16 protein-coding genes and 1 pseudogene are annotated in these 23,836 nt (G+C 59.3%); all 17 read left to right on the top strand.

What is annotated here, in order from left to right:
* Window positions 1–64: 64 nt before the first annotated feature.
* The 17 genes and pseudogenes from BBOH_RS07545 (at window position 65) to BBOH_RS07625 (ending at window position 23,818) form a co-directional block, all read left to right on the top strand.
* On the top strand, window positions 65–1,276 hold the full coding sequence (locus BBOH_RS07545) for a purine nucleoside phosphorylase YfiH/LACC1 family protein (protein WP_052118143.1): 1,212 nt from the start codon (window positions 65–67) through the stop codon (window positions 1,274–1,276).
* 353 nt (window positions 1,277–1,629) lie between these two features.
* Window positions 1,630–2,334: a pyroglutamyl-peptidase I gene (locus BBOH_RS07550; RefSeq protein ID WP_033520932.1), complete on the top strand. Its 705-nt coding sequence runs from the start codon at window positions 1,630–1,632 to the stop codon at window positions 2,332–2,334.
* A gap of 189 nt (window positions 2,335–2,523) precedes the next feature.
* Window positions 2,524–3,999, top strand: a complete 1,476-nt coding sequence (locus BBOH_RS07555; protein WP_033520930.1) for a cell division protein — start codon at window positions 2,524–2,526, stop codon at window positions 3,997–3,999.
* 147 nt (window positions 4,000–4,146) lie between these two features.
* Window positions 4,147–5,484 carry a C1 family peptidase gene (locus BBOH_RS07560; protein ID WP_033520928.1) on the top strand — a complete coding sequence of 446 codons (1,338 nt, stop codon included), beginning with the start codon at window positions 4,147–4,149 and terminating at the stop codon, window positions 5,482–5,484.
* 577 nt (window positions 5,485–6,061) lie between these two features.
* Entirely contained in the window at window positions 6,062–7,201 is a 1,140-nt protein-coding gene (locus BBOH_RS07565; protein WP_033520926.1) for a 3-deoxy-7-phosphoheptulonate synthase, read from the top strand.
* A 457-nt stretch (window positions 7,202–7,658) separates the two neighbouring features.
* The gene (locus BBOH_RS07570) at window positions 7,659–8,855 is read left to right on the top strand and encodes a 3-deoxy-7-phosphoheptulonate synthase (RefSeq protein ID WP_033521003.1); all 1,197 of its coding nucleotides are present in this window, start codon (window positions 7,659–7,661) and stop codon (window positions 8,853–8,855) included.
* Between the two features lie 246 nt (window positions 8,856–9,101).
* Entirely contained in the window at window positions 9,102–9,794 is a 693-nt protein-coding gene (mtnN, locus tag BBOH_RS07575) for a 5'-methylthioadenosine/S-adenosylhomocysteine nucleosidase (protein ID WP_033520924.1), read from the top strand.
* A gap of 466 nt (window positions 9,795–10,260) precedes the next feature.
* Entirely contained in the window at window positions 10,261–11,403 is a 1,143-nt protein-coding gene (gene pstS / locus BBOH_RS07585; protein ID WP_237743184.1) for a phosphate ABC transporter substrate-binding protein PstS, read from the top strand.
* A 161-nt stretch (window positions 11,404–11,564) separates the two neighbouring features.
* Window positions 11,565–12,530: pseudogene (pstC, locus tag BBOH_RS08650) on the top strand (phosphate ABC transporter permease subunit PstC); the annotation flags it as partial.
* Between the two features lie 330 nt (window positions 12,531–12,860).
* Window positions 12,861–13,778, top strand: a complete 918-nt coding sequence (gene pstA, locus BBOH_RS07590) for a phosphate ABC transporter permease PstA (RefSeq protein WP_237743190.1) — start codon at window positions 12,861–12,863, stop codon at window positions 13,776–13,778.
* Between the two features lie 83 nt (window positions 13,779–13,861).
* Window positions 13,862–14,641, top strand: coding sequence for a phosphate ABC transporter ATP-binding protein PstB (gene pstB, locus BBOH_RS07595; protein ID WP_033520922.1), 780 nt, complete (start codon window positions 13,862–13,864; stop codon window positions 14,639–14,641).
* Between the two features lie 406 nt (window positions 14,642–15,047).
* Complete coding sequence (locus tag BBOH_RS07600) at window positions 15,048–16,442, top strand: NCS2 family permease (RefSeq protein ID WP_033520920.1); 1,395 nt, start codon at window positions 15,048–15,050, stop codon at window positions 16,440–16,442.
* A 528-nt stretch (window positions 16,443–16,970) separates the two neighbouring features.
* Window positions 16,971–17,492 carry a 50S ribosomal protein L10 gene (rplJ, locus tag BBOH_RS07605; RefSeq protein ID WP_033520918.1) on the top strand — a complete coding sequence of 174 codons (522 nt, stop codon included), beginning with the start codon at window positions 16,971–16,973 and terminating at the stop codon, window positions 17,490–17,492.
* Between the two features lie 126 nt (window positions 17,493–17,618).
* A complete protein-coding gene (rplL, locus tag BBOH_RS07610; protein WP_033520917.1) occupies window positions 17,619–17,999 on the top strand; it encodes a 50S ribosomal protein L7/L12 in 381 nt (126 codons plus the stop codon).
* 247 nt (window positions 18,000–18,246) lie between these two features.
* Window positions 18,247–19,959: an FHA domain-containing protein gene (locus tag BBOH_RS07615; RefSeq protein WP_081930430.1), complete on the top strand. Its 1,713-nt coding sequence runs from the start codon at window positions 18,247–18,249 to the stop codon at window positions 19,957–19,959.
* Window positions 19,956–23,573 (top strand): helicase, encoded by a 3,618-nt coding sequence (locus tag BBOH_RS07620; RefSeq protein WP_033520913.1) that lies wholly within the window; start codon window positions 19,956–19,958, stop codon window positions 23,571–23,573. Before BBOH_RS07615 ends, BBOH_RS07620 begins: the two co-directional genes overlap by 4 nt.
* Window positions 23,573–23,818: a hypothetical protein gene (locus tag BBOH_RS07625; protein WP_033520912.1), complete on the top strand. Its 246-nt coding sequence runs from the start codon at window positions 23,573–23,575 to the stop codon at window positions 23,816–23,818. Before BBOH_RS07620 ends, BBOH_RS07625 begins: the two co-directional genes overlap by 1 nt.
* Window positions 23,819–23,836 lie beyond the last annotated feature (18 nt).

The following is a 23,836-nucleotide window of genomic DNA, read 5'->3' on the forward strand; positions in this document are numbered from 1 at the left end:
GTTGGATGCTTGTCCGTCGGTGTGTAAGTGTGATGTGAGCGGGCGTAACGGTACAGTGGTATGCATGAACGACAGCATGAATGCACAATATGACGACATGATTGTGGACAGTAGCGCCTTGGATCCCGTTGATGCTCAGGGCAACCCGATTCCGGTCACGATTCCGATTGAGCTGGCGCCGCACGTCAAAGTCGTGTATACGACGCGCCTGGGCGGGAGCAGCTGCGGCGATTGGGCTTCATGCAATCTGGGAGGCAAGGCGGGCGACGACCCGAATGTCGTGACCGCAAATCGGATTGCATTATCAAAGGCCGTCGGGGCACCGCTTTCGCTGGTGGCGCAGGTTCATTCCGGTCGGGCGATCGATGCTGACGAAGATGCCGATTTCAATGCTCCATACGGTTGTGATCGGTCGGGCGCGGATGCGGTCGACGATCGGTTGTCGGCGGATCGCAGACTTGAGGCTGACGGGCAGGTGACGGCTCGGGCGGGCTTGGCCGTCGGCGTGTTTGCGGCCGACTGCCTTCCGGTGCTCGTGACCGACCCACAGGCCGGGGTGATCGGCGTGGCACACTGCGGCCGCAGGGGTCTGGAGCGTGGCATCGTCAGCTCCACGATTGATGCCATGGAACGCAAAGGGGCCAGCGTCGAGCGTATCGTCGCCACGCTCGGTCCTTGCATCTGCGGAGACTGCTACGAGGTGGGGGACCAGGTGGCGGCGGCGTTCGACGCTCGTTTTCCCGGCACCCGCACGACGACACGCTTCGGTGGAGCCGGCATTGACATCGCCGAGGCGGCCCTACAGGAACTCAGCCGTTCCGGTGTCGACCGGGAGCATGTCGTTGATTCGACACCAAGAGTCGCGGCCGCAACGCAATATCTTGAGTATGACGATGAGCTCGAGGCGGTCTGTCGTACGGATGGAGACGGCGGCGCAGACGACCATGCCGGTGAACCGGTCGTCCTGCCGGCGTCTTCTTCGGTGTCGGCAACGCAAGGCGATCTGGTCGATACTTCCGACGAGGTGGTGCGAGATGGAACGTTCGAAGCCGTTGTCTCTGCAACTGCGGGAATCCCGGTTGCCGCCATGTCGCCCGAGGTTGCTGCGCAAGCTCGACGAGTGGCCGTTTGCGCCGATCTCGGCGCGCGAATCAATGCAATGCAGCATCCGCTGTGCACTCTTGAGAACCCGCTGTGGTATTCCCACCGCCGTTCTGCCTTTGCCGATAAGCCTCATGAGGGTCGCATGCTCGCTCTCATCGTACGGGAACATTAGGGCGGCTCCGCTTCGTGGGCACTTCGGTGCGCTCCGCGACGATGCCCGGCCCAACGGTCGGCGAAGTGGACATCGACGGTGGGTTGTGGGGGGGGGCAGGTGCCTACGGAATGAAAACGCCCGGCTGAATCGAAGGCCGGCTGTTCGGCAGGGGTCGTCAATGGGATCCGTATTGGTTTCTGCCGGTTGATGACCGCTGATCGGACTCGATTTGAGAATCGGTATGCGGTTGGCGGTCTTGCGTTTGTCTCGCTGGTTGTGCCGTTTCGGAGATGGGCGGTGTCGCGCAAGGCCGCCGCTGCCATGTACTCTTTGCATATCAGGTTGGTAGGGTATCGGCTAGACTTGAACGCATGGAACATATCAGTGTCGTCATCTCCGGTTTCGACCCCTATGAGGGCGTGGACCGTAACCCCTCTCTTCTGGTGCCGCAGGCATTGGCCGAGGAGGGTCTTAACGCGGACGACGAGTCGTCGGTCGAAGGTTTTGAGGGAATCGACGTGTCGATTGAGGCGCTGAGTCTGCCGGTGAGCTTTGAATTGGCCTGGTCCGCACTCAAGGATCGTATCGATGCGGTGCACCCTGATATTGTTATCGCCACCGGGCTGAAGCGTTCGGCGCGTGGCATTCTGCTTGAGCGTTGCGCCAACAATCTGGTCGATTCGATTTACGGACAAGCCGGAGGCGCCGACTTCGCTGCGAAGAATTCGGACCAGGCCACACGTCAGCCCATTAGGTCCAGCGGTCCGGCCTCGTTCTGGACGCGCCTGCCGTTGCGTGGCATTCTGAACGATTTCGCGGCGCATGACATTCCTTCGACATTGAGCTCCGATGCGGGTACGTTCGTATGCAATTCGCTGTTTTACAATCTGATGAAATGGGTGAGTGGCCAGGACAAGGTGCTCGCCGGGTTCGTCAATTTTCCTATTATTTCCGAGGAGCGTAATCCGCGTCGGGGGCTGCCCATGAAGCAACAGGTCGAAGCCTGTCGATTAGTTGTGCGCCGCGCGGTGGATTACCTGATCGAACCGTCCTGCTCGAATATCCTCATCGCTTGAAACGTAAGGCGTGTCGGCGGGGTGAGTCGCTGACCGCCGTCGATCAGGAGACGATGCTCGGCTCATTCTGCAATGCATGTGATGATTCCAAATAGATGGCGCGTTGACGTTCATGCGTTCCCTATGTTGCATTAGAGTAGGAGATAATTGGTCTTTACGACGTCGGTCGTGGTGCGAAAGGGAATCGGTATGGTTGACAGCTTTACGACGGAGTTGCGCGGGTACAACAAGGAGCAGGTGGATGCCGCACTGTCCTCAATGCGGCAGACCGTGGACGGATTGCGCAATCAGATCGCTCAGAGTGACGATGCGATTCTGAAGCTGCAGGGGCAGCTTCAGGAGGAAAAGAAGAAAAACAAGGACGGCAACAACGGGTCGTTTGCCTCACTCGGTTCAAACGCCCAGCAGATGTTGGCCAGCGCCGAACAGACCAGCACCGAACTGATCGATCGAGCCAAGCAGGATGCGGCGAGCACCCGCGCATCGGCCACCTCCGAGGTGGAGACCCTCATCAATAATGCCAAGCTTGACGCCCAGCGCATCATCGACGAGGCCAACGCCAAGGCCGCCACGGTTCTGGCCAAGGCCAAGACAGAGTCCGACTCGATCACCGCCGCCGCCAAGGACGATGCCGTTCGTCTGCGCGAGGAAACGGCGAAGACCGTTACCAGCCAACGCGACACCATGGAAATCGAGCTGACCAATACGCGCGAGGAGCACAATAAGCGTCTGGCCAGTGAGAGGGCGAAACAGGACCGAGAGATTTCCGAACTCAAGGCTAAGACCACGCAGCAGGTCGTCGAGCAGCGTAAGGCCGCGAACGAGGAGATCGCCAAGCTCAAGAGCGACACCAACGATCAGATTGAAGCAGCTTTGGCCGAGGCGAACAAGAAGTTGGCTGACGTGCGTGACCAAGTGTCCCGTATGACCTCCGAGGCGCAGCGCAAGTCCAACGAGATTATCGACAATGCCAAATCGCAGGCGCAGACGATCACGGATGAGGCCGAGGTCAAACGCACCAAGGTGCTAAGCCAGGTCAATGCCGAGGTCGAGCAGATTCGCGCCGACATCTCCAAACAGCAGGATGACGCCACGGCGAAGATCAACGAGCTTCTCAAGAGCTTGGATGAAAGCCGTGCGGCGGCCAAGGCCGAGGCGGACGCTCTGGTCAGCAAGGCGAAGGACGTGCGCGACCAGGCTGACTCCTATGCGATTGAAAAGCGGGAGCAGGCGGACGAGCAGTCCAAGCAGATTATCGCGAAGGCCAATCAGGAGGCCGAGGAACGTGTCGAGCAGCGCCGTCAGGCAGCGAAGAAGGAACTGGACGGGCTTAGCGCGCGGATCAGCGAACTTCAGGAGCGCGAATCCACCATCACGCAGCGCGTTTCCGAGCTGCGTTCGATGTTCTCCAATGCCTTCGCGGGCTTCGGTTTTCCAGATCACGACAAGCCTGATGACGCGGTAAATGTGCCGGTGGTCAACGCGGTTGCCGACGGTCTGGACGATGCGGCCGGACAGGACGAAGGCTCTGTGCCGACGATTCCGGTGCAGGTTCCGTCCGGCGCTTCGGCGCAAGGTGAGGTTCAGGACTCCGGCGATGGTTCGAAAGCCGATCAGAGTGCGCGGCCCGCTGCCGGTCAAGGTGGTGCCGAAGGCAACCGTTGACCGGGTTTCGGCCGGCAATGTGCCGTGCATCAATGGCTCTACGGCGGCTACGGCGTTTCACCGGTGGCGCCAAGTAAGGCCGACTGTTGGTCGCGCCTGCGCTAATGCCGGGAATGTAGTGATGAAACAAAAGGAGTATCTATTATTATGACAACACTGGAATCGTTGAGCGGTGCCGAGCTTGAGGGAATGCGCGACCGGTTTGAGGCCAATCCGGCTAACCGGCTGGCGATGAACGCCGTCACGTCCTCTGGCATCAACCCCGTGGCGCACAACTACGACCGCGCTCGGACCCTGCAACGTCGTTTTTCCGTCACGGTCGACAACGGCAAGGTCACCAACCAGAATCGTTCCGGTCGTTGCTGGCTGTTCAGCTCCTTGAATGTTGCGCGGTTCGTGGCCAAGCAGAACCTCAATATCGATCAGTTCGAGTTTTCGCAGAATTATGCGATGTATTTCGACAAGCTCGAGCGGGTCAACTATTTCATGCGCGATACGGCGGCGCTTGTGCGAGCTGGCGAGCCCGTCGATTCGCGGCTTATGCGGCATATGCTCGGTGATGTGATGGGCGATGGTGGGCAATGGACCATGGCGATGAACGTCTATAAGAAGTATGGTGCGGTGCCGAAGGACTTCTTCCCCGAAACCGCTTCTTCTAAGAACACCGGTGAGATGGACACGCAATTGCGTCGCCTGTTGCACACCGCAGTGGCGCACATGTACGCCGAGCCCGAGCGCATCGACGAGATCGTCGCGCAGACCGTCGAGGCCGGTCATCGCATGCTGACCATTCATCTTGGTGAGCCGCCGAAGAGCTTCGATTGGGAATGGAACGACAAGGACGGCAACTTCCACCGGGACGGCGAGATCACGCCGGTCGAGTTCTGGAACAAGTACGTCGGTTCGGCGGATCTTGAAGGTTATGTGTGCCTCGTGGACGACCCTCGTGCCGAACATGCCAAGGGCAAGAAGATCGGCATTGAACATCTGGGCAATGTGGCCGGTGGAGACCCGACCGAGTACCTCAACGTGCCCAACCAGTTCATGAAGGACTGCGTGCGCCGTGTGCTTTCCGAGCAGGGCATCCCCGTATGGTTCGGGGCGGACTGCCACCCGATGATGGACCGCGACGGCGGGGCTTGGGCGACCGACTTGTATGAATACGACAAGGTGTACGACGTCGATTTCGACCTCGACAAGGAGGACCGCGTGCGTTTCGGTGACTCCGCGATGAATCATGCCATGGCGTTCGTGGGCGTGGACGTGGCCGATGACGGCGAGACCACCAACCGTTGGCGCGTCGAGAACTCGTGGGGTGAGGAACTGGCCGACAAGGGTTACTTCACCATGAGTGACGACTGGTTCACCGAGTACGTCTACGAGGTGGCCGTGCCCAAGGCATTGCTGCCGGCCGAATACCAGGCCGCCCTGTCCGAGCCGGCGACGATGCTCCCGGCGTGGGACCCGATGGGTGCATTGGCCTAAAAGCAGACAGTCCTGTGGGCTATTCGCCGACCAATACGTGCCGAATGGTGGCTGTTGCCACCATTCGGTGGGTTCTTGCTTGGGTTTGCTCGGGCTCGGGTTTGCCTCGTTGGTTCATTCGTGTACATGTACGCACCCAGCATGGCCCGGTGGTCTCTTTAACCAGATCACCGGGTGATGGTGCGTCCGAGTGTCGGCTTTGTCGTCTCCGCTGGTCCGGCTTAAGAACAGGTCGTTAGAGTGCAGAAAACGGTTTTTGAATCCACTGAATCAACGTTTTGCACCATGAATGACCGGTTTGCGCCATCGGTTACCGGTCGGGCCTCTGGTCGGCGCGATTGGTGTGTCAATGACCCGCCGTTGCCATGGATGACTCCGTCCGGGTCGCTCATGGTCGGTCTGGATCACGAGAACGGCGACAGAGGGCGGGGTGCTCATAGCCGTCGCGACTCGAACCATTTGAATGGCTTACGTTTCATGATCTGGTGTGACGAGGGTTCCGACGATGATGGTCGGGTAGAGTGGTGGTTCAGCTTAAGGATTGCCGTGGAAGCGTTGATGGTAGCAGGAGGTAGCAATGGCGGAAGTACGAGGCCCCGGCAGCGCGGAGGACGCACAGAGATTCAGTGATGAAGCCGTGTACCCCGAAACCGTGGATGTCAACATCCGCCAACTGGATCCGATACCGGCGCCGCGTGTATTCCTCAAGGAACTGCCGATGAGCGGGGAAATGAGCCGGCTTGTCCTGCATAGTCGTCAACAGATTCGGGATATTCTGCATGGCCGTGATGATCGTTTGCTTGTCATCGTGGGGCCTTGTTCGATTCATGATGCGAAGGCCGCGCACGAGTATGCGAGCCGTCTCGCCGAACTTAATGCCGAGCTGAACGACCGTCTCATGATCGTGATGCGTGTCTATTTCCAGAAGCCACGTACAACCATTGGCTGGAAAGGCCTGATCAACGACCCGGATCTCGACGGCGAGTTCAACATCCGCAAGGGCATGTTCCTGGCTCGTCAGGTATTGGTCGATATGCTTTCGCTCGGCCTGCCGACCGCGACCGAATGGCTTGACCCGATCACTCCGCAATATTTGTGCGATCTGGTCAGCTGGGGCGCGATTGGCGCTCGCAACACGGAAAGTCAGGTGCACAGGGAGCTGGCCAGTGGCATGTCGATGCCCATCGGTTTCAAGAACTCGACCGACGGCTCGGTGCAGGCTGCGGCGGATTCCTGCTACGCCGTGGCCAACGAGCACCATTTCCTTTCAATCAACCTTGACGGACGTGTGATTTCCGCCGAAACGAAAGGCAACCCGGACTGCCACATCATTCTGCGCGGTTCGAACCACGGCTCCAACTACGACACTGCGTCTGTGTCCGCTGCGCTGGAGACCCTGAAGGCCTCGAAGGTCACCGGTCCCTCAGAGCATGGTCTGGTGATTGACGCCGCACACGGAAATTGCGGCAAGGACGAGGTGCGTGAGGCTCAGGTAATCGAGCAGATCGCAGCGCGTCTGGCCAGGGGAGAGCATGGCATCTTCGGTGTGATGATGGAGAGTTTCCTCAAGGGGGGCCATCAGTCGCCGGCGCCGTTGAACCAATTGGTGTATGGCCGTTCCGTGACGGATTCCTGCATTTCATGGGACCGCACCGCCGAACTGCTGCACACGTTGGCCGACGCGGTCACCGCCCGTCGTAAGCTTGACGGCGAGTAGATTTCGGTTTGTCCGTCGGTTCGGGAAGTGCAGCAGGCTTTTGCCGCGAATTGTTCTTGTGACGTGGCATGGCGTAAACGGTCGCGTTTGAACGCTGTTATCGCCAGGTGTCGATTCCGTCTGATTCGATGGCGGAAGGCCGTGCGTGGAGGCGTCGGCGGTGCGGGCCTGCTGCTGTGTCCTGCCGTAATGGTTGTAGCGTTCCGATCAATGCGTACGCCGCGTCGCCTTCCGCCCGATCAGGCGTCGGTATGGAACCTGCGAGTTTGTCATTCGGCTCGGCGTGGTCTCGTGATTGGCGATGTTGCGACGCGTCGCGGTGCGGATGGTTTTTGACGGGTTCGGATGCCGGTTTCGCGCTTTTCGCGGCTTCGGTTATTGTTGGGTTATTGTTGTGGATAAGGGTGACGGCAAGAGCGGGAGATGAGGCTGAGTCATGAGCGGCGAAGACGTGTCGATGGAAACGACACCGGATCAGAACGATGGGATTGCAGCGGTTCGTCGGGCGTTGCGCAATGGTGAGAACCCATTGGAGTCCGCAAACGTGACGCGCTGGGAGGATGCTGCCGGGGTCAGCCGTATCGTCAACCGCCGGGTCTTTGAGTTGGCTCCGCTTCCCACTCCCGCTGACGTGCTGGCCGAGTTGCCGATGAGCGACGCGGCTCAGGACTTGGTGGTCGCTTCGCGCGATGAGATTCGCGACTGCCTCTATGGCCGCGATCCGCGCGCACGTTTGCTGGTCATCGTCGGGCCTTGTTCGGTGCATGATCCCAAGGCCGCTCTTGACTACGCGCATCGTCTTGCCGCGCTCAAACGCGAGCTGGAGGACGAACTGCTCATTGTAATGCGAGTTTACTTCGAGAAGCCGCGCACTACGGTCGGCTGGAAGGGTCTTATCAACGATCCCGATATCGACGGTACGCACAATATTCAAAAGGGCCTGCTTCTGGCTCGAAAGGTGCTGCTGGGCGTGCTTGACGAGGGGGTGCCTGCGGCCACTGAGTTTTTGGAGCCGACCAGTCCGCAGTATATCTCGGATGCGGTCAGTTGGGGGGCGATCGGCGCACGTAATACGGAATCGCAGATTCATCGACAACTGGCCAGCGGCCTGTCCATGCCGATCGGCTTCAAAAACGCAACGGACGGCTCGGTCAAAGCCGCGATTGACGGTTGTTTCACGGCTTCCGAACGACACACGTTCTTCGGCATCAACCATCTAGGCCAGGCCAGCGCCGTGGAGACGCTTGGCAACCCGGACTGCCATGTCGTATTGCGCGGTTCGAATCATGGTCCGAACTATGACGCCGGTTCGGTTCGGTCCGCCATGCAGGCCATCCGCGCCGAAATGTCGGCCGACTGCGCCGCCTCGCAAGGGCTGGTGGTCGACTGCTCGCACGGCAACTCAGGCAAGGACGAAACGCGCCAGGCGCAGGTCGTCCGTGAACTGGCCGCCCGGATCGCTTCCGGTGAATCGGACATCGCCGGCCTGATGATGGAGAGCAACATCAAAGGCGGCAATCAGCCCGCCGCGCCGTTGAACGACCTTGAGTACGGCAAATCGATCACCGACCGTTGCATCGCCTGGCCCGCCACCGAGCAGCTTTTGCGCGAGTTGGCCGAGTCGGTCGTCACGCGGCGCTCGCTGAACAAATGAGCGTCGATGGACCTGCTCGGGTTTTGCCTGTGGGTCGATTCCGTCGGCGGTCGGGGAAAACGGTCGCCCGAATGATAGGCGTGGTCGATTTGACGATGGGTCCTCAAAGTCGCCGATCGGCGGCAACGGCGTCGTCATAGCGTAATGCTTCATGGAATTATTCGTCTTATCTGAAAACTACTGTGGACGGTACGGTGCTTTATGCGTCGTGCCTGATGAACCTGAATCCCTGTTGCAAGGAGCACTATGAAAACGATCGCCATCATCGGAGCGATGGACGAGGAGGTCGCGCTGATCGGCAAATCGCTGGACGGCGTGCAGCACAGCCATGTTGCGAGCCTTGATATCAACGTCGGCACCGTTGAGGCCCAGTCGGGCGAAAGCGTCACCGTGGCGGCGACGGTAGGGGGCATGGGCCTGGTCAACGCGGCCGCGACCACGCAATGCCTGGTCGACCTCTATCACCCCGATGCCATCGTCTTCTCCGGCATCGCGGGTTCACTCAACAAGTCCATGCACATCAACGACATCGTGCTCGGCGGAACCTTGCGCTATCTTGACTCCGACATGCGCATGATCGCCCAATGGAAACCACAAACCGAGGAGTTCCATAGCGACAAGCACCTGATCGAAGTGGCTTCGTCCGTGCTTGACGACATGGGAATGCATCACATCACCGGCGTGATTGCATCGGGCAACAACTTCATCGGCACGCCCGAGGCGGCGGCCAAGGTCGCCCAACAAACGCATGCCGACGCGGTGGAGATGGAGGGTGCCGCGGTGGCGCACGTGGCCGCGCGCAACGACGTGCCCGCTCTGGTCATCCGCGCCCTGTCCGACGAGGCCGACACCGATTATGAGGTGTTCAAGGAGTTCGATGTGTCCGAATATGCCGACACCGCCGCCCGTCTGGCAATCAGCATCGTCGCGCGCCTGTAGACCGCGTTGGTGACCGTCCCTGGGAATATTTGTCCAAGGCGCTGCCGGACACGGCGATTGCCTGTAGCGTGAATCACTCAGGTTCGCGGGTTCCGTTCCTGCTCGCCCGCCCGTTTCCGTTCGCTCAAGGTGAAATATTGGAGTGAATTGTGCATGGTCCGGTTCGATTCGTGCGGGCACAATTCGTGGACGGCGGCAGAAAAGGCAGTCGGGCAAGTGCGTCGACGGTCGCTGGACGTGCTACGCAACGGTCGGAACATGTGCGTCGAATGGCGGTTACTCCTTCGTCGGTTCGTCGCCGGGAATCGCTTGGTGCGGTCAGGCAACGGTCGGTGCCATCGGTTCGGTCCGGTCGCCCATTGTGGCCTATGCCAGATTGGTGTGTCGCGGCATCGGACGCTCGTGGTCACACGTTCGGGTCATTCTGCGATGTTTTTCTGATTCCGGCGTTATGGCACAATAAGACATGATGAACAACATCAAGCATCACAGTGTGCCCAAACGCCTCATCGCGGCCCTTGGCGGCTTGGCGATGATGGTGTCTCTTGCCGCGTGCGGCGACAACGTGGATCCAACGGACTCGTCTGGAGCGCGCGACGGCAACGTATCCGGCTTGTCCGGTGAATTCCATGGTGCCGGCGCTTCCTCTCAGCAAGGTGCCGTCGAGGCTTGGATCGCAACGTTCCAGAAGAAGAATCGCAAGGCGAGAATAGCGTATAATCCTTCCGGCTCCGGGGCTGGCGTCACCACTTTTCTCACCGGTGCCATCGCGTGGGCCGGCACCGACGCTCCGCTGACCGACGAGCAGGTCGAGGCTTCGAAGTCGGTATGTAAAACAGGAACGGCGTTTGAGGTACCGGTCTATATCTCACCGATTGCCGTCTTCTTCAATCTCAAGGGGATTTCCGGGCCCGACAAGCACTTGAACATGGACGCGTCGACCGTTGCGCGCGTTTTCTCGGGCTCGATCACCAAATGGAACGACCAGGCCATCGTCGAGCAGAACCCAAAGGTTTCCCTGCCAGATTTGCCCATTACCGTCGTACACCGTTCCGACAAATCCGGCACCACCAACAACTTCACCTCCTATCTCAAGGCGGCGGCACCGGAGCAGTGGCCGCACGATCCTCAGGAGAACTGGCCCAACGATGTGGGGCAGGCGGCCAAGGGCAACAGCGGTGTCGTCTCGAGCGTCGGTCAGGCCGATGGCACCATCGGTTACGCGGACAACTCGAAGGTGATCGCCTATGGCACTGTGGCGGTCAAGGTAGGCAACGGCTACGTGGCGCCTTCGCAGGACGGCGCCACCAAGACCGTCAGTGCCTCGCCCGCCGCCAAGCATGTGGCCAAGGGTAGCGGGCGTGTGGTGCTTGACGTGGACTACGCCACCAAGGAAACCGGCAGTTATCCGGTCGTCTCGGTGTCCTATGCGGTGGCATGCCGTGCCTATAAGGATGCGCAGACCGGCTTGTTCATGCGGTCTTGGTTGGGGTACATGGTTGGAGCCGATGGGCAGCAGGTTGCGGCGGACAACACAGGTTCGGCCAGGTTCACCGGTGATTTGGCCGACCGCGCGGCGAAGTCCGTGGCGAATATCGACGTGGAATAGGCGGTTCCGATCGCGGGCTCGCTTCGGGTTCGCATCAGGGCCTTGATGCACAAGGAATGATGGGTATGGCTGACGCAGGCGAGACCAAGACGCGACAGACCGACGTGTTGCCGGACTCACAGCCGACAAACCGGTCGGAATGCGGCGGCGAGGCGCTCGGGATGAAAGCGGAGGCTTCGGTTAGCGGTACTCACAGCCCCAACGGTGCCGGCGTCGATCTGGGAGACGTGCCACGAGGTGTTGCGGACAAAGTGTTCCGTGGCGTCGCCACTGGCTGCGGCATGCTCATCCTCCTGACCCTCGGTGCGGTTGTGCTGTTTTTGGTTTTGCGCGCGTGGCCGGCGGTCGCAGGCTCCCGCACCAAGGTGGCTTCCGTCTATGAGTCCCTCAGCGGGGGCAAGGCGCATGGATTTTGGCAGTACGTCGGACCACTGATGTTCGGCACGGTGCTCATTGCCGGTCTCGCTCTTTTGATTGCGTTTTTCATTGCGGTTGCGGCGGCCCTGTTCATCGTCTTCTACGCACCGAAACGTCTTTCTGTGCTGCTTAATTATGTCGTGGATTTGCTTGCCGCGATTCCTTCGGTTATCTACGGCCTGTGGGGCGCGCTCGTCTTTGTGCCTGCGACCTACGGGTTTTGGGCCTGGCTGTCAGAATATTTCGGATGGATACCATTGTTCTCGGGGCCAGCCGCCAACCCCTCACGTACCGTCGCGACCTGCGCGGTGGTGCTGGCGGTCATGATCCTACCGATCATCACCTCCATGACGCGCGATCTGTTCATGCAGGCCCCGCAGCTGACCCGCGAGGCGGCGCTTGCCCTTGGCGCGACCAAATGGGAGATGCTCAGGCTTACCGCTCTGCCATTCGCGCGTTCCGGTATGGTTTCGGCCTCAATGCTCGGCCTGGGTCGTGCACTGGGCGAGACGATGGCCGTCATGATGATTCTGTCGCCCGGCATGACCTATTCGTGGCATATCCTTCAAGCCTCGAAAAGCCAGACGATCGCCGCCAATATTGCCGCGCAATATCCTGAGGCCGATCCGTCGGGTGTTTCGGCCCTGATCGCCACGGGTCTGGTGCTGTTCGTCATCACCTTCGTGGTCAATTTAGTAGCGCGCCGTATCGCCATAGGCGGTAAGCGTCCCGCCAGAAAGCCGCTCTTCCGTCGTTCCATGCCCGAGCCCGATGTGCGTGTCAAGGACGGCAGCACACCGGAGAACACCGAAGCGGCTCAGTATTTTCGTCTCAAGGCTCAGGTCAGCGCGGCTCAGGGCGCTGCCGATGATCGGGGCAGTGCCGACCGTCCCGATAACGGCATCGACGTGAACCGGTCCCCGGCAGGCTTCGTCGGGGCAGGGGGACAATCCGAAGGCTTCGTCGGCGACCGGATTGCGGGAACGCCATCCGCGTCCACCCGCCCGAACCCCGATTTCAGCCGTTTCGAGCCCACGGCCATGGAACTGCGTCGACGCAAACTGTTCAGTGCCTTCGTCGCGGCGCTCATCGCCATCGCTTTCGTTGTGGCGATGGTTCCGCTGGTCTCACTGTTGTTCACCACCTTCGCCCGCGGCCTCAGGCGTCTGAACCTCAACTTCCTTTCGTACAACATGTCCGGCGTCATTGGAGGTCTGCCGACGCCTTCCGGCGGCTACGGTGGCATTGAACACGCCGTCATCGGTACGCTCGAAGTCACCGGCGGCGCGATGCTGATCTCCGTGCCGGTTGGTCTCATGTGCGCGATCTACCTGACCGAATATGCCCGCGGCAACGGGTTCTCCAAAGCTGTGTCGATGCTGGTCGACGTGATGAGCGGCATTCCCTCCGTCGTGGCCGGCCTGTTCGCGTTCTCCCTGTTCACGCTGCTGGGCGGGCCCGGCGTTTCCAATGGTTTCGAGGGCTCGGTGGCCTTGTCGATCCTGATGATTCCCACCGTGGTCAACTCAAGCGTGCAGATGCTGCGCGTCGTGCCGCAGGATCTCCGTGAGGCCTCGTACGCTCTCGGAGTGACCAAGTCCCGCACCATCGTGCATGTCGTGCTGCGGACCGCACTGCCGGGCATAGTCTCAGGCGTCATCCTCGCCATTGCCCGCGTCATCGGCGAGACCGCACCGTTGCTGCTGACGGCCGGTTTTATCGCCACCACGAATCTCAATCTGTTCTCCGGCCAGATGACCACGCTTCCGGTGTATGTATATCAGGAATACAGCAAGATGTCCGTCACCTGCCTGCCCAAGGCCGGTGCCGGTTGCGTCGCCGACATTCCCACGGAACGTGCATGGGCTGCGGCGCTCGCGCTGATCGTCATCGTGCTTGCACTCAATCTCGCGGGTCGTTTGGTGCAGCGTCTGCTGAGTGTGGAGACGTCGAAATGAGAAGGTGCCAGGACTGCAAGACGATGAACCGCGAATCGGAGCAGACACCAGCAACGTTAAAAAACCCGAGAAAGTGAGGCATCATGGGTCAACGCATCGACGTGGAGCATCTCAATGTCTACTACGGCGACTTTCGTGCCGTCGAGGACGTGAACATCAACATCGAGGCCAATAAGGTCACCGCCTTCATCGGTCCATCCGGTTGTGGCAAGTCAACGGTCCTGCGCACCCTCGACCGCATGCACGAGATCACCCCGGGCGCCAGGGTCGAAGGCAAGGTGCTGCTTGACGGCAGGGACCTTTATGGGCCGGGTGTAGATCCCGTGGCCGTGCGCCGTGACGTGGGTATGGTGTTCCAGAAGGCGAACCCGTTCCCGACCATGTCCATCCGGCAGAACGTATTGGCCGGACTGACGCTCAACAAGAAACATATTCCGAAAGCGGATGCGGACGAGGTCGTTGAATGGGCTTTGCGCGGCGCGAACCTGTGGAATGAGGTCAAGGACCGTCTCGACAAGCCGGGCATCGGGCTTTCCGGCGGGCAGCAGCAACGGCTTTGCATCGCCCGTGCAGTGGCTGTGCATCCGCAGGTGCTGCTGATGGATGAGCCGTGCTCCGCCCTTGATCCGATTTCGACATTGGCCGTCGAGGATCTGATCAACGAGCTCAAGAACGACTACACCATCGTCATCGTCACCCACAACATGCAGCAGGCGGCGCGGGTGGCCGACTACACCGCGTTCTTCGACCTCAAGCGGGTGGGCGGCCCCGGTCATCTCGAATATTTCGCAGACACCGAGACGATGTTCAACAACCCCCGGAACCCCCAGGCCGAGCGCTACATCTCCGGTCGTTTCGGCTGATTTTGCGGCCCTGCCGGGGTGGGGCATGGGTTGGTCGAACAAAGGACACAAGATCGTTGGTGGATGGTCGGTCACTGCAGTCGTTGCGGTTGTTGAGGGCGATGGGGCCTCGCCATAGCGGCAACGACTGCCCGGGGAATGCATGTCATTGCCGCGTACAAGAAAGTTTTTAGCTCAATACAATACCAGACACGCCAAACAAGTTTGTTCGCTGCGAGTGCTATATTATCGCTTGTTCGCGGTCTTCCGCGGATGAGTCGCAGCAACCTCCGTATCGTCAATTCATTCACTACACAAAATGAAGTCGTCGGTCTTGCAGTGTTGGTAATGCTTCCTGAGTGCCGGCCACCCACTTTTGTGAATCCTTGATTTGGCGATGCATAAACCAAGGAAGTAGAGAATATAGATGGACAGCTTCTTTCATCTGAAGGAAAACAACACCTCCGTCGGCACCGAAATCATCGCAGGAATCACCACATTCTTCGCGATGAGCTATATCATCATCGTCAATCCGCAAGTACTGAGCAGCACCGGTATGCCGTGGGGCGGCGTGTTCCTCGCCACCATCATCGCCTCGATGGTCGGCACGTTGATTATGGGCCTGTTCGCGAACGTGCCGTATGCGCAGTCCGCAAGCATGGGGCTCAACTCCTTCTTCGCCTTCACGGTATGCGCAGGCCTCGGTTTTCCGTGGCAGCAGACCCTGTGTATGGTGTTCCTGTGCGGTCTGATCAACATTTTGATCACCGTCACTTCAATCCGTAAACTCATCATCACATGCATCCCCGAATCGTTGCAGCATGCCATCGGCGGCGGCATCGGCCTGTTCGTCATGTATGTGGGTATGCTCAACGTCGGCCTGATCTCCTTCACGCCTAAAGACCCGAAAGCGGCCGGCAAGGGTCTGGCCACCGCGGCCACGCCGGGGCTGGCAAACCTCAATAGCCCGGAGCTGTGGGTGTTCCTCATAGGATTGGTCATCGCCATCGTTCTGACGCTCATGAACGTCAAAGGCTCACTGCTGATCTCCATCATCGCGGCCACCGTCATCGGCATTCCCATGGGGGTCACTTCGATGTCCAACTCGATGCCCATCGGCAAGACGTTCTCCCAGCTGCCAGAGACCTTCCTGGCGATTTTCACCCCGCAAGGTTTCCCCGCCCTGTTCGGGGATCTGTCCAGACTACCTCTCGTGATCGTCACCATCTTCGCGTTCTCGATGTCCGACGTCTTCGACACGATCGGCACCCTCGTGGGCACCGGTCGGAAAACCGGAATCTTCTCCGATCAAGACATCGCGGACATGTCCAACGGCCACGGTTTCAGTTCCAAGATGGACAAGACGCTCTTCGCGGACACCATCGCCACGTCCATCGGCGGCTTGTTCGGCACGTCCAACGTCACCACGTACGTCGAGTCCTCGGCAGGCATCGCCGCAGGTGGCCGTACCGGCCTGACGAGCGTGGTGGTCTCGGCGTGCTTCTTCGTCTCCATGTTCCTTTCGCCCTTGGTCTCCGCGATTCCTTCCGCCGCAACGGCTGGTGTGCTCGTGGTGGTCGGTTGCATGATGGCTTCCAGCCTCAAGGAAGTCGAATGGGGGGATTTGGCCGAGGCGATTCCCGCCTTGTTCGCATCCGTGTTCATGGCGCTGTCATACTCGATCTCGTATGGCATCGCCGCCGGCTTCATCATGTACTGCCTGGTGAAGGTGTGCAAGCGCAAGGCACGCGAGATACATCCGGTCATGTGGGTGGTCACCGCCCTGTTCCTGCTTGACTTCGCATTGCAGGCCGTGCTGTAAAGACTCATTGCCGCAGACGTCGCCGTTGTCTCAATTGTTGGGCAACAACGACGTCTTTTTGTTGTGGTCGCCGCTTTTTCGTATGGTAACCCCTGCGCTAAGGGTCTGGTCGTCATGGCGGAGCTCTGCCTGATTCATTTTGTCTAATTTGATTCGGTCGGGGCGTGGCTTCATATGAATCGGCTTCGCTTGGTCTGACTCGTCCAGACTGATTCGGGCCGGACTCAATCCATATGCGGACAGGCGTGTCGTCCGGTCCGGACGCGCCCATATACTGTTTATTCGTAAACCACAGACTGTTGGTTGGAGGTCGCAAGACCTCTCGAAGTTTGGTTCGCCAAGCCAGCATAGGTTGAACAATGAGTTGTTTCGCGATAAAACGTGGAATGTGGTCCGTTCAGGATTATGAGCGTGGCCGATTATGTTGCTCTGCCTATGTGCAGGGCATTTTTTGTAGGGATACAATGCACTCGCAGGCTTTGCGCACGGGACTTCTTCGGATCAACGGTCGACTCAGGAAGGAACGCCATGAAAAGGCCCGAAAAGGCAGAGGTGATTGCCGAGCTTACGGAGAAGTTCCGTAACGCCGACGCGATTTACCTGTCCGAGTACCGCGGGCTTACCGTTCCGCAGATCACCGATCTGCGTGAAAAGCTAGGCCGCGATACTTCCTACTCCGTGGCTAAGAACACGTTGGCTCGCATCGCCGCCAAAGAGGCTGGGTACGAAGGCTTCGATGAAGTCCTCGCCGGCCCTTGCGCAATTACCTTCGTAAAGGGTGATTACGTTGAGGCTGCGAAGGTCATGCGTGACTTTGCCAAAGACAATAAGGCCCTCGTCATCAAGGGTGGTTTCGCAGACGGAACCATGTACGACGCCGAAGGCTTCAAACAGCTCGCGGATCTCGAATCTCGCGACACGCTGCTTGCCAAGATGGCTGGCGATCTCAAGGGCTCCATGTCCAAGGCCGCCGCACTGTTCGTCGCTCTGCCCACCAAGGCCGTGCGTACGATCGACGCCTTGCGCGAGAAGCAGGAAAAGGCCGCCTGATTACTTTGTCCGGTTCGTGCCGGTCGATGGGAACAAGCAGTCGCAAGCAGTAAACAATTAAAGAATAAAGAATTTCGGTGACGGAAACCGAAAATACTCCGTCGCCACGATTGAAAGGAAGCCATTATGGCTAAGCTCTCAAGCGATGAGCTTCTTGACGCGTTCAAGGAAATGACCCTGGTTGAGCTCTCCGACTTCGTCAAGAAGTTCGAAGAGGAGTTCGATGTCGAGGCTGCCGCTCCGGTCGCCGCCGTCGCCGCGGCCCCCGCCGCCGGTGCCCCCGCCGCCGAAGAGAAGGATGAGTTCGATGTCGTGCTCACCGCTTTCGGCGACAAGAAGATCCAGGTCATCAAGGTCGTCAAGACCCTGACCGGCAAGGGTCTGGCTGAGGCCAAGGCTCTGGTTGACGGCGCTCCTGCCACCATCCTCGAGGGTGCGAAGAAGGAAGATGCCGAGAAGGCCAAGAAGGACATCGAAGAGGCCGGCGGCACCGTCGAACTCAAGTAGTTCCGACCTGCTTCCTTTGTCGGGTTCCACGGTATGCGCCGTGGCTCGGAGGGACGTAGCTGCGAAACCCCGCGTGTGGATCATTCCCCGTGGGGTTTTGTTTTTTTTTTTACGATGTGCTTCATGGCGGTCATGCGAAGGAGTTGTCAATGTATGCAGGTTATGCGTATGACAATCTTGCGCACATGGCACAATCTGTCTTAGGGTTTTAGACGGCGTGTAGGGTAGCATCGGTATAGCATCTACAATGACATTGAGCACAAGCAGGAAGGTCGGCCGATCAATGGGAGCGCAATCCGTGCAGCGATGGGTCATCAAGGCCAATAACGCCATCGAGTGTGCCGTAAGTCGTGGCCAGAGCGTCGAAATAGGTCGTAGGCCGTTACGTCCTTTGACGGGCAATCGGCATAAACGGGTCGATATTGATGACCCCACCCGTTCGATGTCAAAGCGGCACGTGCTGTTTTCCGTCAGCGATACCGGTTCTGCGACCATTCGCGATCTGGGTTCGACGAATGGCACGTATCTGGTCGCGGATGACGGTGGCCTGCGTCGGCTCGAACGGATGCGCGACTACCCGTTGGGGGATTCTCCGATACGTGTACAGCTGGGAGATGTACCGATCGATTTTGTAGAGGTCGTCGAGGATCAGACGGATCGGCCGCCGGTTGCTGATTTATTTGAGTATGCAAAAGGTCGTTCGAACGCCGAGCCTGAGATGGGCGAGATGTCCGTTGACGACATTCTTGACCTGAGGGCCGGGGAGCCTACCGCATCCATCAACTCGGCGGATGTGGCCGAGCGGATCAAGAAACTCGTCGAGGCTCAGAATGCCAAGGTGCGGTCCCATGTGAACTCGTCTGACGACAATGCCGCGGATGCCGGGCGGGATAAACACGAGGCTGGGGCCGCTGTGCAACGGCAGGATCCTGACGCTGCCGAACATGATGCCGTTGCCAAGGATGACGACGCTGACGACCGGCAGTCTCCGCCCGCGACGGATGCCTTGGATGCGCATGCGTCGCAGGTTACCGTCGAAGCCAATGCCGACAGGCAGACGGTTTCCTTGGATCGGAGCGTGCGCGACGAATCCGATGCCAGTGAACCGACAGAGGAGGCTTCCGCCTTTGAGGGTCTTTCATTGGGCGTGGTGGGCACGGCTCCGGTGATGCCTTCCAAGCCCCGTGACCTTTTCCGGGATGCCTTTACCGGCGACGCCATCAGTGCCGTCCAACCGACCGCCGACTCCCCGGTGAGCGACGATTCGCCGTCGGCATTTCATGACGTGACGCCGGCTGTGACTCAAACCGGTGGGGCCAATATGTCGGCCGCAGGTCCTGTCACGGGCGCGATTTCGCCCGACGGCAAGGGGGCGGTGCAAAATTCCGAGGCAGTTTCCGGTTCGTCTGACCACCCGGTCGCGGCCAAAGAGGTTCCGACGGGCGGTGCGATTTCGAGCTTTATGGAGCATCGTGAGCAGGTTGTTTTTGTGCCCATGGATCAGCAGACGGGACGGTCGGTGCCTGATCAAAACGACGGGATTTCACCATATGATCGTTTCATGAAACCGCAGGAAGCTGAAGTCGATCAGGATGATTTGCAGCAGAATCCGGTTGGCGCGGAGCAGAATCAGACCGGTGCGTTCACTCCCGCCTTCGAGCCCGGGTCGGTGTTCGAAAAGGTCTCAAAGGGCCAGTTTGATCGGGTCGACACGGCTCAGTCGGTCGAAGCCGGCGGGTTCACATCTGACGACGCGCAGCGCTCCGATGATTTCAGCAAGCAATTCCAGATGGCCGGATATCCTGAACTACAGGCCTTCTTGGCCATGAATCCCAATCTGTATGATGATTTATATGCATGGCTGAGTGCCTTGGGTAATCAGGATGTTGATGCTGCACTTGAACGCAACTCCGGTTATGCGCGATATCGCGAGAGGGCAGGGAAGGGACGCCGATCATGAGCGGCACAAACCGTACTACAAGTGGCATCGAACGGATGGCGCAGTGGCGTGACGAATATCGGGAGGGACTCAAGCCTTCACCCCTTGAGGATGTGACGCAACTGGCCGCAAGGCTCGATCTCACCCACGCGCATCCCACCGGGGTGGCGCAGTTGTTCGCCAGTGGCCATACCACTCTTGACTCGATGTTCCGCGACCAAGGTATGCTGCGGGCCGCCGGCCGTAGACTTGAGCGGGTATTGGACGATTTGGCGGTCAAGGTCCGTACCTTTGGCGTCGCAGAGCTGTCGTTGGTCGTCGGAGTGGCCTCGTTCAAGGATTCCAACGTGCCCGTGCTGCTGTACCCGGTCGAAGCGCAAAGGGCCGCCGACGGCCGCGAGACCGGTGCCTCGATTCGTTTCACCGGGCATGTCAGTCTCAATCCCGCCTTCATCTCGTCAATGCGTGCGGCCGGTGTCACCATCGATGAGCGCGCCTTGTTCGACGGGTCGAATTATCCCAGCGGAACCCCGGATACTTCCACGGTGTTTGCGGCGTTGACCAAGTTGGCATCCCCGGTCTTCCCCGATTTTGACATCGAACGCGCCATTGTGCTCGGTTGCTTCATGGATCCCACCACAAGGACGCTTTCGGAGGGTGGACGCATTATCGACGCCCTGAAAAGCAAGCCTTCGGGCAATCCCGCACTCGATGCGCTGGCAGGGTACGGCGATGCCGTTAAGCGTCTGAATGGTGAACAGCTTCCGCAATACAGTCCTTTCGATGACGATCCGCACAATGAACATGAGGTGGGTGACGTCAGCAACGAAGTACGTAATGCGGCGAAGCTCGCGGCCTCTGGCCATTCCTTGTTCATTGACGTTGCGCCTGGCGACGACTCGGCTCTCGACGCTGCAGCGATAGCCTCACGTTGCGTTGCTTCGAACCGTTCAGTGCTTTACGTGGCCGGGGTGTCCGGGCAACAGAAGCGTTTCGGGCATATCATGAAGACGGCCGGCCTCGATAAATTGGTGCTGGATCTGGCCGACGGCAAGGCGGTCGCAGGTCTCGACCGGCGACTGATTGAGGCCGTCGGGTTCCGTCCCGGTGCGGCCGCTTCACGGTTCGACCAGCTTTCCGACGAACTTGTGGGCGTGCGTTCGCGACTGACCCGTTATCTGGGTGATTTACACGGAGTTGACAAGCAATGGGGCGTCTCGGCCTATCAGACCATACAGAACCTTGCAAAGATCGCCGCTTTGCCTGTGCATCCGGCTACTCACGTTCGTCTGAGCGCACAGACAGCCCATGCGATTGCGCCGAACATGACGCAGTGGGGTCAGAAGCTGCGACGTGCCGCACAATTCGGTGAGTTCACCATCGAGCCACAGGACACGGTCTGGTATCACGCATCGTTGTATTCCGACAGGGATGCGGTCAGCGCCTATCGGAACGTGGAAGACCTTCTTCAACGGCTTCTTCCCGAACTTCGCGAACAGGTCAGTTCCACCACTCAGGCATGTGGCTTCCCGGTGCCCGCCACCGTCGAGGATTGGGGTCATCAGGTCAGGATTCTCAGGAACCTGCGTCGTGTTCTCGACGTGTTCCAGCCGGAGATTTTCGAACGCGATATTTCCGGAATGATTGAAGCGAGCAAGCCCAAGGCGCAACGCAAATCCGAAGGATCCCAGATGGGCTTCTGGGAGCGTCGGCGGCGCGTCAAAGAGGCCAAGAGTCTTCTGCGTCCGGCGGCACAGGTCGAAGACCTCAATGCAGCCCTCAAAGTCGTCGACAAGCAGGCGGCACAGTGGCGTACGTTGGTGCCTCATGGCGGTTGGCCGGTTCTGCCCCCGAAACTGGATGCGATTATCGACACACAGGAGGCATTGATGCGTTCCATCACGTCTCTTGACGCCGTTTTGAACACCACCATTGCGGGCGGAAATTTGGAAACGATGGATTTGGCACGGCTTGAGGAACGGCTCAAGGCGCTATACGCCGACCGTATGGCCCTCGACACCCTGCCGAGTCGCGCCCAGTTGGAGCGTGACTTCTCCGCTGCCGGTCTGGATGAACTCATAGATGACATGCGTTCTCGACACGTGGACATCAACGCGGTCGAAGCCGAGCTCCAGCTTTCCTGGTGGACGACCGTTTTTGAGGACATCGTGGGTTCGTCCGCGATTATCTCCAATCAGGATGGGTCGGCACTGCAGTCGGCCGTGGATCGCTTCGAGCAGGTTGATGTTGATCACATAGGGTCCATCGGGCCCATGGTGGCGCAGGAATCTACGCGACGGCTGTGCGACCTGTTGTTTGCTCGTACGCAGGAGGCAAACCGGTTGCATACTTTGCTGGCCGGCAGCCCCCGTGTGCCGCTTACGCGTGCACGTCGTGAATACCCGGAGATCGTGATGGCCGCAAAGCCGGTGCTTTCAGCCACGCCTGCTGCGCTCACCGTCGCCAGCGACCCCGGTCCGTTGGCGCAAGTCGTCATCATCGATGCAGCCGCGCATCTGCCGGCTCTGGAACTGCTTGGCATTCTTGCGCGAGCGCGGCAGGTTGTGGTGCTGGCCCATGGTTCGACCGTCACCTCGAGCAGCCTCAAGGCGCTAATCGGGCTTTTGCCCCGCATCGCATCTGAGCCATGTCCTAGTCGTCGCGATCCCAAACTGTGCGCCTTTCTGAGCAATCATGGGTATGGGATCGTTCGTTGCGACGTGGCTACCGCGGCCGAACAGGGTCGTGTCAGATACCATCGCGTCAAAGGCGGTGGTGTGCCGGTGCTTGCGACGGGTCTGGTGGAGAGTAGCCAACAGGAAATCAGTGAGGTCGTGGCCACCGTCAAACGGCGTGCTGCGGGCTTTACCGTGGTTCCCACCGACTATCTGTTGGCGATCGTCACGTTGACGCCCGTGTTTCGTAGTCGGCTTGGCGCCGAATTCAAGTCGCTTGCCGCCAAAGATGAGTCCATGGCGCGTTTCCTGCGGCATGTGCGCTTGCTGGACATCGATCAGATAGCCGGGCTGAAAGCGACCGATGTCATCCTTTCGCTTAGTTTCGCCAAGACCGCTCATGGCCGTCTGTTGCAGCAGTTCGGTGCGCTTGAATCCGTGGGTGGTGACGGTGAAATATTGGATGCGCTTGCGTTGGCCGATCGCAATCTTGATATCATTTCCGCGTTTGGATCCGAAGACATGGAGGATGACCGTCTTCACCAACCTGGTCCCCAACTCCTCAAGCAGTTGCTCGTGTGGGCTGAGAAGCTCCATGACGAATCATCGCGTCCGCAGGAGCGGATCACAGGGGGGAATGTGCTTGTTGACGATCTGGCCAAGCGCATTCGTGCCCGTGGGCTCAACGTTGCCGTGCATTATGGTTTCGATGGGGGTATTTCCATTCCATTGGTCGTGGGGTTGAAGGATAAGCCTTTCTGCCTGGCAGTACTGACCGACGATGCGAACTTCATGAGCATCCAGTCCACTCGTCTCCGTCACCGTGTGCTGACACAGCGTCTACAGTCGCTTGGCTGGTCGGTCATGGAGGTTTGGAGTGTCGGGGCGTTCGTCAACCCCGACCAGGAGGTCGATCGCGTGGTGGGCAGAATTGGTCAGATCTACCGTGAGGTGCGTTGATGGCCGCATACGACTCCAGTCGTCGTACCCCTCGTGGACGGCATAGACGTGTGATCAAGGTCGGTACTGAAAGGTTCGCCATGAATGATGCCGATCAGGTGAATCAGGGCTTTGTCGTCGCCGATTCGACGGGCTTCACCGATTATTCTGACCGTCGTGCGCCCGAATCCAAGAACGCCGAGGATGATGGTCGTATTCTCACTGAGTTACCACCGCATTGGGCGGTCTTCAGCGAACGCGAGTAAGGGGTAGCGACCGAACCG

This window comes from Bifidobacterium bohemicum DSM 22767 (assembly GCF_000741525.1).
Lineage (GTDB): Bacteria > Actinomycetota > Actinomycetes > Actinomycetales > Bifidobacteriaceae > Bifidobacterium > Bifidobacterium bohemicum.